Below are 17,740 nucleotides of genomic sequence, written 5' to 3'. Positions count from 1 at the left end.
AATTAACTCACTGTTCTTCATACATATAACTGAAATTTGATTTAACAAAAAAGAATCAAGTTTTAATCTTCTAAATATAGTATGAAATGAAAACAACAATGTTATGTGCCAGGCTGACCATCTTTATATTTCTTTTTTGTTTAGGCACTGGAATATGCCATGCCCAATTCTTGAAAAGATTAGGGAACAGAGTGGAGAATGCAGCGGAAGAAGCAGTCTTAAGAAAATCCGAACAAAAAGTGAACCGCGAAACGGAAAAAGTTATGGACACCATTTTAGATGGTAATAAAGGTACAAAGCAGCAAAAGAAGTCCAAGTCCCAGAAGACACAAAATGATGACGATGCCTCTGTTGAAGGCGATGATGGACAAACACAAAAAAAAGCAGGATCCAGTACCAATGTAACAAAACAAAATGAATTTGGGGTGTATAGTAATTTCACCTTTATACCCGGAAACAAGCTTTTGTTTTATGATGATTTTGCAGCTGATGCCATAGGCGATTTCCCTGCAAATTGGGAAACTGGAGGCTCTGGAGAAATTGTTAATACAAATGTTTCCCAAAGCAAGTGGCTCTCCATTATTAGACGGTCGGGATACATGCCCAGCATGAAGGATAAACTACCCGAAAACTATACCATAGAATTTGATTTATCCAATAACGGGTACGGTACTGGAAAGCCAAGCAGCAAAATATTCTTTGCATTTTTAACGAATAAGGCATATGGCATGGGAGCTGGCGGTTCAACAGCCAATGTTGAAATTTTGCTCTCAAACAATGGTTTTAATGTTAGAAACGTATCGAATTTTGGTGGTGAAGTTGAAGTAAAGGTAGGAAGTTTTATTAATAGAGAAATGCCCGACTTTTTAAATGGTACGGTTCATATTTCCATTGCCGTAAATAAAAAAAGACTACGAATGTGGGTGAACGAGGAAAAAATGGTGGATTCCCCTAATTTATTACAGGCAAACATAGGCAAATATTTTATTATAGAAACGAGTGACATATTGCCTGAAAAAGGCCATTTTGTAGGCATCTCCAATTTCAAAATTGCTGAGTCTACCGAAGACTTACGTTCACTATTGCTGAAAAATGGGAAATTCAGTACTACAGGCATCTACTTCGATACCGCTGCATCCACAGTAAAGAAGGAGTCTTACGGCATATTATTGGACATCGCCAATATGCTTCGCGATAACAACGATATCAACCTACAAATAATAGGACATACCGATAATCAAGGTGAAGATAATTACAACCAGACACTTTCCGAGAGCAGAGCTGCAGCTGTAAAGCAAATTCTAATTGAAGAGTTTGAAATAGGTGAAGCCCGATTGCAATTTATAGGCAAGGGTGAAACAGAAGCTGTAGATGACAATACCACAGAAAAAGGCAGGGCCAATAATAGAAGAGTAGAGTTTATAAAAATCAATTAAAATAATCCAATCCAAATAATCATGAAAAAATCAAAGAAAAGTCAAGTTAGAATAATGTTCATCGCCAGCAGCTTAGTAGTACTATCCGGGTTTGTAAGTTGCAGTAAAGATGATGGCTTAAGCCCAGTTGGCTGTAACAATTGGTCGGAAAAATACCTTTCCCAAGCCCAAGCGTATTCCGATGCTTCAGCGGCTTACAGCAATGACCCATCCGTTACCAATTGTAATAAACTGAAAACGGAAGGTCTGAACTATGTAAAATCCCTAGAGGGAATTTTAAGCTGTGTCCCGACCGTAAATAAATCAGAATTTAATAATGACATAAAAAACTTGAAAGCAGAGATCAACAACACTGCTTGTGACGAATAATTCTAAAAACTACTAAAATGGAAACAACAGATAACAAAACAGCTGTGGCAGGCGAAGGCAAGAACATTGCCATTATAGCCTATATCACCATCATTGGCCTTATTATAGCCTTTGTAATGAACAATGACAAAAAGGATGCCTTTGCTTCTTACCATATTAAACAATCCCTGGGCTTGGCCTGTACGGGTCTTGCATTAGGAGCCATAGGAATGATTCCCATATTGGGATGGATCATAAATATCCTTGGCATTTTTGTTCTCCTCTATATGTGGATCATGGGATTAATCAACGCCTTTAATGGCAAAGAAAGTCCTGTACCCTTCTTAGGGGTGAAATTTATAGAATGGTTCAAGAATATATAAATGCATATCATGAAAAAATCAATAATGTCCTTTACAGTAGTGGGAATTCTATTCCTATTATCATTTTCTACACTAGCACAAAGCAATGATTGGACCGGAAAATGGAACACAACACTTTTAGGAAACTCTTTAGGAGAGTTGATTATTACAAAGTCGGGAGATATTTATACGGGGACTTTTCCGAATGGAAAACTGGACGGCAAATATGAGAATGGCAATTTAACCGGCACCTATACAAGGACTGTAAATAGTTTTGACAGAACGGGGATGGGAAAAATGGGGCTATTTACATTCATTATGCATGCCGGGAAAAAATCATTTGAAGGCGAATATAAGCCTGAAGGTAAAGATGACTGGCAACCTGATAATTGGAACGGGACAAGACCTAGTTCTTTGTATGGAAATATAATTGAAGAACAAGCGGCAAAAGATGAATTAGACAAAAGAGAACAGGTCTTAAAAGATTTTGCAAACAAAGATAAACCTGCCCCAATTAAACCTTGGACCGGAACATGGGAAACAGATGTATTGGGCAAACTAAAGATTAATCAAAAAAATATTGCCAATGTACTAGGAAAATACCGCTTTCAGGTAAACAACAAATTTACGAATGGAGACATCACAGGTAAAGTAACAGATAGTAATCGTAAAGAATTTGAAGGTCATTTTAAAGATAGTGAGGGTAAATCAGGGCAAATTAAAATTTCGTATTCCTATATAGTCAACGCAACACCTGGTTATGATTTCTCAGGCGTTTTAATCTACGATTTTACACCTGAACAGAAAAAAATGAATATTCCCTTAACCAAAAAAGTAGTGTCCATAAAAGGTCATAGAGTATCCTCATTATTACCAAATATGGTTAATTATAACTGAAAATCCAGAAACTATGCGCCTCCTTTACTTATTTTCTTTATTGCTGGTTTTGTTTTCATGCAATGAAAGCAAAAAAGATAAGGCCAGCGCAATTAATGAAGTTTTGGAAGATTTCTCCAAAATGCCGGATTCTGTTTTCCTAAAAGGCTTTGCTATTTTAGATACCATACAACTAAAGCCGGTAACGGAAATGGTAAAGGAACTTAGGCAAATTCCAGAACTGCAAGAAATTGGTGTAGGGGACGAATTGTTGAGTTTTAGGCTTAAAAATGGGCCAACTATGTTGATTAGACTTAAAGAATTTTCATCATTAACCAAAGGTGGCACAGCCAGTGCTGCCATTCCTTCAATGACGATACTCAACAATAAGCAGATAGAGGAAAACGCAAGCAATGTTGTGGGCGCACAACATGGGGAAAATAGGCAAAACAAAAAGGCATTTGTGTTAGCTCCTTATCTATGGTATTTTAAAAGTGATGATGATGCAAAAGTTCCATATTCAAAACTTAAAAATCATAGAAATTACAAAGGCAATGTTAATTACAAATCGAATGAAACTGAAGCTTCCCAAACCATAACCATAGATGATTACTTATCTTTTAATGATTTTGACATGGTGTTTTTAAGTTCTCATGGTTCTAAAACATGTCAGGTAGTAGAGAATTCAGAAAAAAGTAATACATGTTATACATTTATTTCAACAGGAATAAAATTTAAAAGCTCAGAATTAAAAAATCTTAAAAATCAGCTTAGCTCAAAAAACGTTACAGGGATTGGATTAGGTAAAGAAGACATATATTTAAGACCAGAATTTTTCTCGATTACTTACCCTGATATAAATAACAAACTTTTTATTTTTAGTGCCTGTGAATTAGGCCAACACGGAGATGTTGAGAATACATTTAACAACATAATACAAAACGGTCAGCTATTTTATTGGCAAAATATTATTTATTCAGATGACGCTTCAAGAGCTTTTGGTGCTTTCTATGATAGAATGTTATTGTATGGAGAAAATGCACCTACTGCTTTTAAAAACACTCCAGACTCACTTAAAAACAATTTACCTTCCTTTTATTTAGAAGGTCCTATAGGTAAACAAGACACCATAAAGACAACAACCTATCTCCGTATGACTACCCAAGGCAATGCCATGCACATTATAGAACCTATCAGTTTTATGGATGAGAAAACAAAGAAAGAATTGCAGGAAGGTGTTGTCTACCCTTTTGAGGGTATCCTTGAAGACGATGAACCCGAAGAGGCCAGTTTTACTTTAGAATTTTTGGGATACACCGTACAAGAAATGGAAGACAAAGGCATGACGTTCTCGTTAAAAGTAGATGGCAATGCAGTATTGGACCATATTCCCTTTGTTCCCGATACCGACCCTAACGATGATATAGAAGTAAAGGGGGGCAAAAATGAAAAAACAACCTTGGTCACCTTTAAAGGCGTAAATCTAAAGAAAGACCTTAAAAAAAATAGTTCGGTAAAACTGGAAGCCCTTTTTCATTTTAGCGAGGAAAATTACGGCTATCAAATGATCAATGTATCAACGGGTAGTTCGGATATGCGAATTGTCATGAAGGGGCCGGACGGGACCATCAATATGTTTTTTGATGCAGATAACTACGCACTTAAAATGACCCACCCTGCAGAAAACGCTACCATTTATTCGGACGAGGAAGGATTTATTTACATGAATGTCCCAGGACAGGGCTGGATAAAAACCAAGATGGGCCAAATGGCCGCTATGATTGCCAATGTTGTACCAATGAATATGGATTTTCTGGCCTTGGAACCTACCAAAGGATCCGTAATGCATAAAATAGCGGCATTCGCTGGTGACATTACCATTGCCAAATTGGAAAATGAACCAAGGGCTAAAAAAATAAGTGGCGGTATTGGTTCTGAAAAAACTGTGTTCATTGCCGACGGGCGGGTTACCATAACATTTGACGACAAAAAAAGATTGGAATCGTTGGTGGAGCTACCTTCCAGCATACGCTATTATTATGAAGAACAAGAGATAACAATCCCCAATGCACAAATATTCTCAATGCCTTCATTTCAATAATTGACACCTTAAAAAATAATATATAATAGGCAGTGCTGACACCCGTATTCACCCCAGAGCCGAAAGGTCTGCTGACTAAATGAAAAAGCAAAAAGTATTATTAAGAACCAATAAATACAAAATCATGCAAATGCAATTTATACTACTATTGGCGGTCTTACTTTTTTCAAGGAACATGAACGGGCAAATGAATTTTTCCAACCTTGACGCTAACGGGAGTTTTCCTAAAATCGAGATCAATACTGACAACACAACCCTATTCGCCAAAATAGGAGAAAACACCAAGCCTTGGTTACATTGGAACGAAGTACCTAAAAGCATTGAGAGTGGTAATGGCCGTTCTACATTTAAAATGACCGTTTACAACAACGACGGTATAGCCAATAGAACTTTCGAAATATCATATACCATTCCCTATGGCCAAAACAATGCCGACCCCTCGGCATATATTAAGGCAACATACATATACAGGGACAAAAGACCCAATAAAGTATTGGAAGAACATTTCAAATTAATACAATAATCAACTATGCCCATGAAAACCAATGTAATTTATTTATTGATCGCTCTATTTTTAGGCGCTTGTCAAGATGGCCCAAAAGCAGAAAACAAGGACGATTTAGGTCAACCCGCTACTTCTGTAGTAGAAATGGCCAAGGCTAAAGAGAATATAAAAGAACAAGAACCTAGCAACAAAGATGTTTGGAAAGCCTTAAAGAGCACCACACCATTAAGTAGCGAGCAACTTCTACCCTATTTGCCAAAAATGATAAATGGCCACAAAATGGCAAATCAATATGCCTACCCAGGGGGCGGGCAAATGGCTACCGGGGGCTATGGCCCCGCAGACAATCAGTACAACTTTTCCATTGAAGATGGTGCCGGGTCCAAGTCCATAGTAAAAAACTTTTTCAATAGCTATAAACTTAGACTACAAGGACCTGTAGAAACCGAATACATTTATTTGGAACGTGACGGTTACGAGACCATTGCCTTTTTACAGCCTAAAATCAGTAGGAACCAAATTTCTTTTATCTACAACAACAGGTTCAGGGTAAGCTTGGAGGGTCCAGATAAAGCTATTGACCTTTGGTCCTATATCGACTTTGAAAACCTTAAAAAATTAGATTAATTCAATTAATTAAATCGAACCAAAATAAAAATCATGAAAAACTTCAAGAATACATTAATTTATGCCTTTCCAATACTAGTAATCATATTATTAATTTCATGTAGTGGAGAAGATGGGGCTGTAGGACCATCAGGAGCTGATGGGCAAAATGGCGAAAATGGTATTGACGGTAATGCCAATGTTACTACGGTGTTACTAGAAAATACTTCCCTTATTATTGGTGATAATATATTTAATGTTAATGCTATTACCCAAGAAATTTTAGACTACGGAGCCGTACTAGTGTATTTTCGTATATCCAATAAGCCAGATCTATTCACTGATCCAAATTTTTGGTACTCATTGCCCTTCTTTGGGGATGATAATCGAATAAGTGTTTATAGCATAACGCAGAATGAGATTATAATAAACGCTAATTACATTGAGCAACATGATTTAGATATTAAATTGGTAATCATTGCTGGAAATAATACAGCTACTTCTAAAAATAGTAATAACGAAATCCTTGCTTCCCTAGAAAAAAACGGTATAGATGTAAACAACTACAACCAATTAGCAGAATTCTATAATCTAGAACAGTAGTTGTTATGTATAGTTGTTAAAAATATTGAATTGGATGTAATTTGATGCTATTCCTGAATTGCAAAAAACCATTGCCTTGGCACGACTAATTATTGCAGAACGAATAAAATAAATCTTGTAATCATATAAAAATGAAAAATATACTAAAACTAATACCAATTATCTTGCTTTTGGTTTCATGTAAAGAAACCCCAAAAACGTCAGACCCATCAGCATCCAAGATTTTGGATGGGGCAATAAATGAAGTTATTGGAAAGAATGACGATATCAATAAAAAATATGATAATCTACGCGAAGATTTAGGCACCAAAACACCTCTTACCAATGCCCAACTAATAGAGGCATTCCCAAAAAAATTGAGCAACCTAAGTTTAGATCCATCAGAGCAGAACAAAATAGAACCTGAAATTACCGATACCCAACTTGTTTCTGGCAGCTTTGGAGATGATACTATTAGAATGGAAATTTTGGATGCCGCCGGGCAGAAGGCCGTTGGTGCCATAATACCCTTGAAAATGTTGCACCTCAACAAGATAACTTCAGAAAGCAACAATACCATAAGATATTCCAAAGTAGAGCGCAACGGAATTTTAACCTTTGGTACCGATCGGGATGCAGATACAAAAGCAGATTTTCAATCCGACCTTAGGTTTCTTTACGCCAATAGATTTTATGTAACCCTGGAAGGCAAGGGGATGGACACAGATGCACTTTGGAAAGCCATGGGCATTGATAATTTGAGTGGTTTTAAAAATTAAAATGAATAATACCTAAAGTTATGGAATACTTTGAATCCCTTAATCAGTTTCAAATAGCAGGCCTTGTTCTGCAATTGGTACTTCTGCCATTTTTATTTTTGGCCCTTCGCCGTTGGTGGTGGGCAAAACAATCACTCCAATGGCCGAAAGTTAATGGAGTGGTTACGAAGGGACTCGATTTCCCCCTATCCAAAATAATCGATTTTCTATATACCTATGAACTCAATGGCGCCACCTATTCAGGAAAAGAGCCATTTTTTGCCAATTCCTTCAAGAAATTTTCACAAAAGAAAGCTTCAGGATTAATTGCCAAATATACTCTTGGGAAGCAGGTTACCGTTTTTTACAATCCGTCAAACCCTAGGATATCCACCCTGGAGCCAGGAAGAAAAGATGGCGTAATGGGTGCCTTACTACTACTGTTCCTACTTTTTTTATTGGGAGCCGTGTCCTTCTACAACCCTTCTATAATAATAGAGATCATAGATTATTTTTCTAACCGGTAAAACACATTTATTATGAAAAAATCAGTTTTGTTTTTAGTAGCCTGTGCCTTTCAAGCTGGCATGGCCCAAACCAATCATATAGTGGATAATTATCCATTGAAAGCTATGGACCTGGTGTTGTTTTCCTTCGGCATGGACAACCCGCTTACCATAGGAACTATCTCAGATTCTGGAGAAATAGCTTTAAATTTCCCAACAGATCTAAATTTTATTACTGATGATGTAAAAGCGAATTTTATGTCGGACACGGCCTTTACCTTGTTTTCCAAATGTGATAATAGTTATGATATACTCGCAGAGGATAAAAATATTAAAGCAGCTGGTGGAGGTTATATTTCCTTAAGCACAAAAGAAAATCCGTATTCCGGATTGTTGTTTATGGTTACCGATGAAAATTTGGTTCCATGGTTGGAATCCTATGGTGATATAGATGCTGTGCTGGGGTCCTATTTTGAATTGCTATATGTGGAATCCGATTTTGATTATCAAGGAGCATGTACTTCCACGGTTACTTACACAGAAAACAATCCGGTTGAAACGCAATATGCCTATGATCTGAAGTTAAAGGCCGGATTTAATTTTATTGAATACAAAATTGAAAGTGTTGCCGAACAGAAGATACCCAGCATGTACGAAGAAAATGTATTCGACAAAATTAAAAAACCAAGTAAAATAACGGTAACATCATCACAATCGGCCATGCCCAATACCAAGTTGATCGGAAAATATTTTTAAGAAAGGGAACCTATGAAAACACTATATCATATTTTGCCAATATTCCTTTTATTTATAGGGTTCCAGTCATTCGCCCAAACACCTGAGCAACAAGACCTGATAGATAAGGCATTGAAAATGCGGGATAGCATTATGGAGAGCCTTAACCTTGAGGAAGTACTGCAAAAGGCAGATCAACAACAAAAAAAACTGGAATCGGATGAAAAAAGCAAACAAAAAACAAGCACTATACCCAAGGCCGCAAAAAGTGAAGATAAATATTGGAAAAACACCTGGGCCAGTGATAAGGACAAGAAATTGAAAAATTGGAACAAGGGGGAAGCCGAACTTGTCTTCAACTATGCCTATGACTCCAGAAATGATAAAATAAATTATGTGCAAGTTGGGGCTATTAAGGTAGATGGGAGTATTGAATTGAATCCTACAGACAAAATTCCTGTGTTACAACCCTTGAACAACTTTAAAAACAGCAATAATTTTTTTGATATCCATAATCCGGATTCCTATCAATACAGTAATGAAAAAGCTGGCTTTAAGCTAAACTCTTATTTATTGGTGTACCAAGACGGGCAACAGATCGGGATCTTAACGATTGGTAATTCTGCAAAAGTAACCCTAAACCTATTAACCCCGGGCGATCTATATTTTGGGGATGAGGGATATATCCTGTCTTGGGTATATGTAGATGAAGCCTGTGCCATAAAGGCCAATGAAAATTGGAGCGGGGATTTAAGCAATACCGGAACTCCAATAATGGTGGAAACCAATGTTGTTTATGACCTTAATTTTAGTCCTGGCTGGAATATAGTAAAAACCGAAGTAATAGGTACCTACGAATTTCCAAATGCCCCAGAAGAGGACAGGTCCAGATATAAAAAACATGAGCACACCTCTACTGCTTCCATACCAAATGATGCTACCTATTTCTTTAGATCATCGGTACAGTATTGACCGAATATCATGCGTCCACAAAAATCCATTACAATCTCTAAAAGATCTAGTGGATTTATTGGCTTTGTTTTTTTACTTTTCCAAGGTAAAAATAAACTTCGCACCCCTTTCAAGTTCCGATTCCACCTTGATGTCCCCCCTTAATTTTTCCACTATTTTCTTCACCGTAGCCAATCCTATTCCATTTCCCGGTCTTCCAAATTTATCGGTGGCCAATAATCTTTCGAATATCTTAAATATCTTTTCTTGATTCTCAGCAGCAATTCCGGGTCCATTGTCACTAAGGTAAAAATGGTAATGGGTATCACTCTCCGATACCCCAAATTCAATTTCAACTACCTCCTTGTCATTGTATTTAATGGCATTGGTCAGCAAATTGATCAGAATCTGATGGATTGCGGTTTTATTGACCATTATATGGGTCAAGTCCGATTTTAGAACCAGGTTCAAATTGTGGTCATAACTAAAAAGTCCCACCAAATCCTTGATCAAACTGTTCAAGGCAATATTCGATTTTTCTTCCCGCAATATACTCTCGGCCTTGCTATAATGGAGTAAACCATCAATGAGCTGGATAAGATTGTCGGAAGAACTAATAATCATTTCCAACATTTCCAAACCATCGGCATCCAAAATGCCCTTATATTGTTCCCGGAAAAGTTGTGCCAAACTGGAGATATTGATCAAGGGCGTTTTAAGGTCGTGGGCGGCAACTGAAGCAAATTTATCCAGGGCCTCATTTCTTTCTTCCAGTTCTGTTACCACTTGCTCCAACAAGAAATTACTCTTTCTAAGCTCCAGTAAATTCATTACCTGCTTGGAAAGTGCAGCTAAGGACCGTATCTGACTTTGACTTAACAAATTGGGTTTATGGTCTATGACGCACAATGTTCCCAACGCTAGGCCTGCTTTACTGACCAAAGGAACACCGGCATAAAAAATAACATGGGGGTCACCGGTAACCAAGGGGTTATCATGAAAACGTTCGTCCTTTCTAGCATCCTGGACAATAAATACATCGTTGGGTTCATTAATAGCATGGCCGCAAAAGGCGTACTCTTTAGGTGTTTCGCTTGCATCCAAACCGTGATGGGACTTAAACCATTGCCGCTTATCGTCTATGAGACTAATTAAGGAAATTGGGGTTCCGCATATTTCCGCAGCAATTGTAGTTAGGTTATCATAATCGGATTCGGGCAATGTATCCAAGATAGAATAGGAATCCAATTCTTTTATTCTTTCCTTTTCATTTTGGGGGATTTTGGGTGCTTTCAAGGATATAAAATTTTAAGTATTGCCACTTTTAATACGCCATGCATTTGGCAATGCCATTTTGAGTATAGTTTATGGTAAAGGTAAGGGTTTTAAGGTCGGCTTTTAATTGGGCACTTTCTTCCTGGTTCTTCCAAACAATATCCAATTTGCCATCAGGGGCATCCTTAATCTCCACCTTGCCCAAGAAGGCCTGTGAGCTGTTACGTAAACGGATAATGGCTAGTTGATCAATAACTATATCCCGTTTAAGACCTTGTTCCACATCCTGTAGGGATAAAGTAGTTCTATTAATTTCCTTATGGCCCCCACTACCCCCTTTATCAGCGGCCTCATAATCATTTTTTCCTGCAAAAATATCCAAATACCATACCTGGGGGATTCCCGGCATAAACATTTGAATGGCCCTTGCCAATAACAGTTTTTTTTCATCTTCGCCCAAGGCACTGAAAAAGGTGGCGTTTACCTGGTAATAAGAGATTTTTTTTCCTGAAGGGTCATAGAGATTTTTAACCCTTCCTCCCCTACCCATAATTTTGTTCATGATGGCCTCTATCTCTTCATCCAACAGCAAGCCTTTATTATAAACTCCGTTGACCTTCTTTCCCTTTAGATCCAATACTGGTATTCCGTCATGGCAGCCCAACATGTTTACGGTTTTGTAGCCTTTCCCTATTATTTCTTTGGCCCAAACCAACAGTGCCTTGTTGGTACCATTCTCCAGGGTATGAATGGTGAGTCCCGGCAGGAAAAAATCGTAGATATAATAGCCTTCTGCGGCCACCTCATCATGTAGATGAAGTCCGTATTCTGCATGAATCTCCGGCAGCAACATTAAATCGTTCTTTTGCGCTATTTGCTTTATGCGTTCCAGATACTCCCAAGTACCCGGCTTATTGAAAAAGTTGGATTGACCCACCTCCTTATGCAGATAGGCGAAGGCATCCAACCTTAAAATTTTACAGCCAAAACCCTTTACTTTTTCCAAGGTTTCCTCATAAAAATCCCAAACCAAGGGAGATTTGGCGTTGACATCCATTTGCCCCAAATAGGACCGATTTCGATTTACGATTTGCAGGATTTCACTTTTGAATTGGTTGCAGTCGCCAAAATCCAGGTTGCTAAAATCTTCACCTTTTTCGATAGCCCTATTTACCTTGTCACAGATTGATGAACCCTGACCTCTTGATAACCCTTTTAAACTTACCAAATGGTCTGGAGTAATTACCCCATAATCAACATGCTGATAAAAGGTATTCCAATAAGGCTTTTCGGTTCCGTCCGGGAAAGGCACCTTTAGAATGGGCAATCCGGATTTCCTCATAAAAAGCTTGGATAGGAACTCCTCCTTGGGAATTATCACTCCATCCTCACCCATTTCCCCCTTGCCTTCCCAGAACTCGTTCCAGTTGATAAAAAAGTCCTTAAATTTTGAGTCTTCTCCCTGCTTCAACAAGTCTTGGAATTGTGGCGACGCCACCGATAAATGGTTCAAAACAATATCAAACTTTAAACCTATATTTAATTTATCCAAGGCCTTAAGATCTTCCCTAGAGACCAAATCTTTATTGAGATCGTAATCTAAGATGGAAAATCCCCTATCCAGATCACTATTAAAAAAGGTGGGCAAGATGTAGAACAGGGAAAAAACATCTTTAAACTCCGGCATTTCCAACATACTGACGATGTCGTTCAAATTGTGGCCAATACTATCGGGATAGGCATTTAGCATTACCCCGTTTACAATGTTGGAATTATTTGAATTATGACCTCCGTATTTGTGCTCTAACATTTCTTTGGACTCTTAAATAATTGGTTTTATTTTGGTTATCAGCTATCCGCTTTACAATAGATCGGAAAGAATATTGATATTGTCCGGGAGCCTCCCTACATTTTGCAGTTTTAAGGCCGCCAATTGCAAGGCTACTTCCAAACATTTTTCTATGGGCTTTTCTTTAATATAGGCAAACAAAAATCCGGACCAGAAAGCGTCCCCGGCACCCGTGGCGTCCATTACATTATCTACCTTTATGGCCGGCAATTGTATTATGCCTTTTCCTTTTTGTGATAATTTGACCCCCTTACTTCCCAGGGTCAAACAAACAATGTCGACCCCATGGGAATGAAAAAAGTTAAAAATTTCATCGTGTGACAATTCCTGTTCAAACAGCCTTTCCATATCATCCTCACTAATCTTGACCAAAGGATTAAACGCACAGTACGCCTTGATAACCTCTAGCGCCACGGCCTGGCTATCCCATAGTTTTTTGGCATAATTAACATCTATGCTCAATTTACAGCCATGGTCAAAGGCTTCTTTTGCCTTTTTTAATATGGTGGTCCTCGCCGGATCTTTACTCAGTGCAAAACAGGTGGTATGGAATATAGTGGTAGCGGCAAGGATATCATCGCTGATCTGATTTTCCGTAATGCGATAATCGGCTTTACGAAAAGGAATAAAATCCGGGGTTGTTTCGCTCCTGGATACAAAAATGACACTGGTTGGTTCGTCCATAATGGTACTTATATAATTGGTGTCCACACCAACCTCCCCCAATCTCTTAAAAATGTATTCCCCAAAGGCATCATTACCCACGGTGGACACTAGGACCGACTTAAGCCCCAATCTGGCCAAATTCATAGCCACATTGGTGGGCGACCCCCCGAGATATCTGTGGTAATCCCTGGTATTGTTGATATCGACCCCTGCCTGATGACCTATAAAATCAACAAGTACTTCCCCAACACATAGAACATCTATGTTTCTCATATTATTTTTTAAGTAATTTATTTTCAGATTTAGGCTATCTGCTCTAAATTTTCAGCACTACAGTGACCAGAAATCAAATGCATATACCCTCTTGTTTTTATGACTAATTGCTTTGTACAGAGGCATAATCCTTGGATATAAAAAAGCACGAAATTGCTCCCAGTATAAAACATATCCCCACAAAAGCCAATGCATTTCTTGGATCGCCCAAAAACAATGAATCATAAAAAAACGGTACGGTAGCCATACTTATAAATTGGGGAACTACGATAAACATGTTAAAAATGCCCATATAGACCCCCATGCGTTCCTTGGGTACCGAATACGATAGAATAACATAAGGCACTGCCATAATGGATGCCCAGGCAACCCCAACCAAAAACATGCATATATAAAACATGGTGGTAGTGGTGGCAATTTGCATGGCAATAAAACCAATTGCCCCTATTACCAAGAAAACAGCGTGAGTCAGCCTATGTCCCAATTTTTTCCCTACCCATGGAATGGCGAAAGAAATGGTGAAACAAGCTACGCTGAATATGGCAAGGCTTACACCTCCATAAAAGGCTCCCTTTTCAAAATCGGGATGTTCCGGAGAGGCGGCACCGAACACATGCCGTGAAATGGCCAAGGACAGATATTGCCACATTAGGGGCAGGCCATACCATACAAAGAACATAACCCACCACAGCTGCTTCATTATTTTGGGCATGGTAACAATGGCCTCCTTCACTTCAATAAAAACCTTGGCAACACTGCCCTTATCCTTTTTAAATTCCTCCATATTCTCCGGAGGATATTCGTCCGTAGTAAAAATGGTCCACAACACCGTACCCAGCATAACCATGGCCCCCAAGACAAAGGAATATTTTATAAAATTGGGTATTCCATTGGCGTTCTCCAACTCTGCGATTTCGCCATAGGCCCCAAGGGTAATGATCCCCAAAAAACCAAGTAACCAGGGCATAATGTTAGCAGAAAACTGGCCCAAACCAACAAAGAAACTTTGAACCGAAAACCCTAAAGTTCTTTGTTCTGCCGGTAATTTATCTGCTATAAAAGCCCTAAAAGGCTCCATGGCAATGTTCATGGAGGCATCCAGAATCCATAACAGTCCTGCCGCCATCCAAAGCGTGGAGGAATAGGGCATAAAAATCAGGGCAATACTCGCTATAACAGCACCCACTAAGAAATACGGGCGTCGACGTCCCAATTTTGTCCATGTTTTATCGCTCATGGCGCCAATAATAGGTTGTACCAACAACCCGGTTAACGGCCCTGCAAGCCACAACCATGGTATTTGGGCCTCATCTGCCCCCAAATATCTGTAAATAGGACTCATGTTGGCCTGTTGCAGACCGAATCCGAATTGAATACCCAGAAATCCGAAATTCATATTCCAGATTTGCCAGAAACTTAACTTAGGTTTGTTTAACATAGGTATATTGATGGAGGTTAGAATGTTTTTTGTTAATATGTCAAAAGCCTATTGGAACTTTTATGCTGCTTATCCTTCCAATTCAATGAGCAGACATGGGACCTTAAATAAAATGCCTTATCTACATAATGTTGTATAAAAAGAACTTCTTAAAGCTATGCAATTCATTTGATAATATTCCCAGTTTTTTTAAAGTCGCCCCGTTAAAATGGGAAGCAGTTCTTTAATGACATGGATCGTTTTAAACAAAATAAGAAATGAAAAGTAAAAGAGCTGACCCTAGTCACCTAAACATCAACTCTATTTACACTTCAATCGAAAAAACAATCAACCAACCTAAAAAATCTATATTTCGTCCCAGGCCTTCCTGTCCATCAAGATGATGGTATTCCAACCTAGTTATTTACATCTTTCCACCATCTGTCCCACCAACCAAAAATCGTTTCTCTATTGACTATTTAACAAAGGGATTTTGTACGATTTTGGAGCATCAATATTTAGTAAGTTTTGGAACAATCTTAGTGTAAGTTATATCTAAAATTGGCTTTAAATATTAAATTGATTAACGAAAACGATTTCGAAATGAACGAAAACGATTTAGATTTTCTATTTTTTAGTATATTTAATATAAATCCACACCCAAGATGAAACCTGTAACCTTAAAAGAAATAGCAGATCAACTTAATATTTCTGTGACTACTGTTTCAAAAGCCCTAAAGGACTATCCGGACATTAGTAAAAAAACCAAGGCCCTGGTGAAGGAGTTGGCCCAGACCCTGAACTATAAGCCCAATGCTTTTGCCGTAAACCTAAGGACCAAGGAATCCAAGACCATTGGCCTGATAATTCCAGAAATTGTACACCATTTTTTTTCCAGCGTTATCAAGGGCATTGTTGCCCAGGCAGAAAAAAAAGGATATCTGGTCATAATTCTTCAGTCCAATGAATCCTATGAATTGGAAAAAAAACAGATTCAACTCTTATTGAGGCAACGCGTTGATGGTATTTTAATATCCTTGGCCAATGGTACTGCAGATTACAATCACCTTACCGATGTTCTGGCCCAGGATAAACCCTTGGTAATGTTCGATAAGATTGCCAAATTGGTAAAATGCTCCAAGGTTATCATCGATGACAGAAAAGCAGCCTATGTGGCAACACAACATTTAATTGATACTGGCTGTAAGCGAATTGCCCATTTCAGAGGCGCCCTTTTACCTCAAAATTCCATTGACCGGTTTCTTGGTTACAAAAAGGCCCTATTGGATAATAATATGCCGTACGATCCTTCTCTGGTCTATATATGCGAATGTGGAGATAATAGTTTTGAAGAGGGAAAAATGAATGCGCGCCAATTGCTAAAAGATCACAAGGATGTGGATGGTATTTTTATAAATACGGATTTAGTTGCTATTGGCGCCATTACGGAGTTCAACGAACAAGGTGTAAAAATTCCAGAAGATATTTCCGTAGTAGGATTTAGCAATTGGTTTATGTCCTCGGTCATCTCCCCTAGCCTGACCACCATTGACCAGCCAGGTTATCTAATGGGAAAAACCGCTTTTGAACGCCTTTACAAGGAAATGCAACAAGTAAAAAATAAAAAACCCATTGTGTACAAAGACGTCGTCTTGGAAACTGGCCTCATTAAACGGCAGTCTACCAAGGAGATCTTACAAAAGACCCAACACTGACCACAGGCCTTAACACCTTTCCAAACCCGTATCCCTGCGCTAACGATTTTCCACTATAAAATGGCAAACCCTATTGATAAGTTCCTTGGGGTCGTCTATTATAAAAGAAGGAGCTAGTATATTTGCGGCATGCACCTCACGTCTGGTAAGGTTGTTGGTTACGGCAAAGACGTTCATCCCTGCCGCAATTCCGGCCTTAATCCCATTTAACGAATCTTCAATAACCAAACATTCTGCAGGTTCCATTTTGAGCATATTTTTAACTTTAAGGTATATCTCCGGATGTGGCTTTCCCTGTACAATATCATCGCTTGTTAGGATAAAATCCAATTTTCCCCGAATTCCCATGGCCTCGATTACCTTGTCCGCCTCAAAGCTATGGGACATAGTGGCAACGACCGTTCGAAAACTATCCTTGTGAACCCTACGCAGCAACTCTAGGTTATACTTACAAAAATGACCGGATAAAGTAGTTTTGTCGTTCAGCATTTGATGGTATATGGCAAGTCTGCTCTTAATAATCCGTTCTTTTACAGTGTCAGGATCAAGGCCGTCCAAATGTTCCGATAAGGGCTTTTTGTATTCCTCAAAAAGTCCATCCACAACTCCGGCCCTGGATAGCCCAACGTACTTCCCGAAACTGTCCATCACCATTTTTTGTAGCACCGACCCCTTGGTCAAAATCTGAATGGCCTGGGCATAGGATTCCGCCTTTAATATTTCGGTATGTACCAGGGTTCCATCAAGATCGAAAATTATTGCTTTTATCATCTTGTTCT

The 17,740-nt window shown here is 38.6% G+C and carries 18 protein-coding genes; 13 read left to right on the top strand and 5 right to left on the bottom strand.

All coding sequences use genetic code 11. The features are described 5' to 3' along the window. Positions 1-86: 86 nt before the first annotated feature. From LV92_RS02945 to LV92_RS02890, 12 genes are all read left to right on the top strand, one after another. Complete coding sequence (locus tag LV92_RS02945; protein WP_111622138.1) at positions 87-1,436, top strand: OmpA family protein; 1,350 nt, start codon at positions 87-89, stop codon at positions 1,434-1,436. Positions 1,437-1,457: 21 nt separating this feature from the next. Next, positions 1,458-1,805 carry a hypothetical protein gene (locus LV92_RS02940; RefSeq protein ID WP_111622137.1) on the top strand — a complete coding sequence of 116 codons (348 nt, stop codon included), beginning with the start codon at positions 1,458-1,460 and terminating at the stop codon, positions 1,803-1,805. 17 nt (positions 1,806-1,822) lie between these two features. Next, entirely contained in the window at positions 1,823-2,167 is a 345-nt protein-coding gene (locus LV92_RS02935; RefSeq protein WP_111622136.1) for a DUF4870 domain-containing protein, read from the top strand. Between the two features lie 9 nt (positions 2,168-2,176). Continuing rightward, on the top strand, positions 2,177-3,043 hold the full coding sequence (locus tag LV92_RS02930) for a hypothetical protein (RefSeq protein ID WP_146613501.1): 867 nt from the start codon (positions 2,177-2,179) through the stop codon (positions 3,041-3,043). Between the two features lie 13 nt (positions 3,044-3,056). After that, positions 3,057-5,123: a hypothetical protein gene (locus tag LV92_RS02925; RefSeq protein ID WP_111622134.1), complete on the top strand. Its 2,067-nt coding sequence runs from the start codon at positions 3,057-3,059 to the stop codon at positions 5,121-5,123. A 130-nt stretch (positions 5,124-5,253) separates the two neighbouring features. After that, positions 5,254-5,646 (top strand): hypothetical protein, encoded by a 393-nt coding sequence (locus LV92_RS02920; RefSeq protein WP_146613500.1) that lies wholly within the window; start codon positions 5,254-5,256, stop codon positions 5,644-5,646. Positions 5,647-5,658: 12 nt separating this feature from the next. After that, positions 5,659-6,255: a hypothetical protein gene (locus tag LV92_RS02915; protein ID WP_146613499.1), complete on the top strand. Its 597-nt coding sequence runs from the start codon at positions 5,659-5,661 to the stop codon at positions 6,253-6,255. 33 nt (positions 6,256-6,288) lie between these two features. Further along, positions 6,289-6,837: a hypothetical protein gene (locus LV92_RS02910; protein ID WP_111622131.1), complete on the top strand. Its 549-nt coding sequence runs from the start codon at positions 6,289-6,291 to the stop codon at positions 6,835-6,837. 131 nt (positions 6,838-6,968) lie between these two features. Then, entirely contained in the window at positions 6,969-7,595 is a 627-nt protein-coding gene (locus tag LV92_RS02905) for a hypothetical protein (RefSeq protein WP_111622130.1), read from the top strand. 20 nt (positions 7,596-7,615) lie between these two features. Beyond that, a complete protein-coding gene (locus LV92_RS02900; protein ID WP_111622129.1) occupies positions 7,616-8,101 on the top strand; it encodes a DUF3592 domain-containing protein in 486 nt (161 codons plus the stop codon). A gap of 12 nt (positions 8,102-8,113) precedes the next feature. Continuing rightward, positions 8,114-8,836, top strand: a complete 723-nt coding sequence (locus LV92_RS02895; RefSeq protein WP_111622128.1) for a hypothetical protein — start codon at positions 8,114-8,116, stop codon at positions 8,834-8,836. A gap of 12 nt (positions 8,837-8,848) precedes the next feature. After that, on the top strand, positions 8,849-9,787 hold the full coding sequence (locus LV92_RS02890) for a hypothetical protein (protein WP_111622127.1): 939 nt from the start codon (positions 8,849-8,851) through the stop codon (positions 9,785-9,787). Between the two features lie 72 nt (positions 9,788-9,859). On the opposite strand, the gene LV92_RS02885 is transcribed toward LV92_RS02890, so the two are convergent. From LV92_RS02885 to LV92_RS02870, 4 genes are all read right to left on the bottom strand, one after another. Beyond that, a complete protein-coding gene (locus LV92_RS02885; protein ID WP_111622126.1) occupies positions 9,860-11,062 on the bottom strand; it encodes a sensor histidine kinase in 1,203 nt (400 codons plus the stop codon). A 28-nt stretch (positions 11,063-11,090) separates the two neighbouring features. After that, positions 11,091-12,851 carry an alpha-amylase family protein gene (locus tag LV92_RS02880; RefSeq protein ID WP_111622125.1) on the bottom strand — a complete coding sequence of 587 codons (1,761 nt, stop codon included), beginning with the start codon at positions 12,849-12,851 and terminating at the stop codon, positions 11,091-11,093. A 51-nt stretch (positions 12,852-12,902) separates the two neighbouring features. After that, on the bottom strand, positions 12,903-13,829 hold the full coding sequence (locus LV92_RS02875; protein WP_111622124.1) for a carbohydrate kinase family protein: 927 nt from the start codon (positions 13,827-13,829) through the stop codon (positions 12,903-12,905). 103 nt (positions 13,830-13,932) lie between these two features. Next, the gene (locus LV92_RS02870; protein ID WP_211322916.1) at positions 13,933-15,225 is read right to left on the bottom strand and encodes an MFS transporter; all 1,293 of its coding nucleotides are present in this window, start codon (positions 15,223-15,225) and stop codon (positions 13,933-13,935) included. A gap of 686 nt (positions 15,226-15,911) precedes the next feature. On the opposite strand from LV92_RS02870, the gene LV92_RS02865 reads away from it, so the two are divergent. Then, positions 15,912-16,961, top strand: a complete 1,050-nt coding sequence (locus LV92_RS02865; protein WP_111622122.1) for a LacI family DNA-binding transcriptional regulator — start codon at positions 15,912-15,914, stop codon at positions 16,959-16,961. Positions 16,962-17,000: 39 nt separating this feature from the next. On the opposite strand, the gene LV92_RS02860 is transcribed toward LV92_RS02865, so the two are convergent. After that, the gene (locus LV92_RS02860) at positions 17,001-17,732 is read right to left on the bottom strand and encodes an HAD family hydrolase (protein ID WP_111622121.1); all 732 of its coding nucleotides are present in this window, start codon (positions 17,730-17,732) and stop codon (positions 17,001-17,003) included. Positions 17,733-17,740 lie beyond the last annotated feature (8 nt).

The sequence above is a fragment of the Arenibacter echinorum genome (assembly GCF_003259375.1).
GTDB classification, from domain to species: domain Bacteria; phylum Bacteroidota; class Bacteroidia; order Flavobacteriales; family Flavobacteriaceae; genus Arenibacter; species Arenibacter echinorum.
This window is presented reverse-complemented; position numbering and strand designations above follow the sequence as displayed.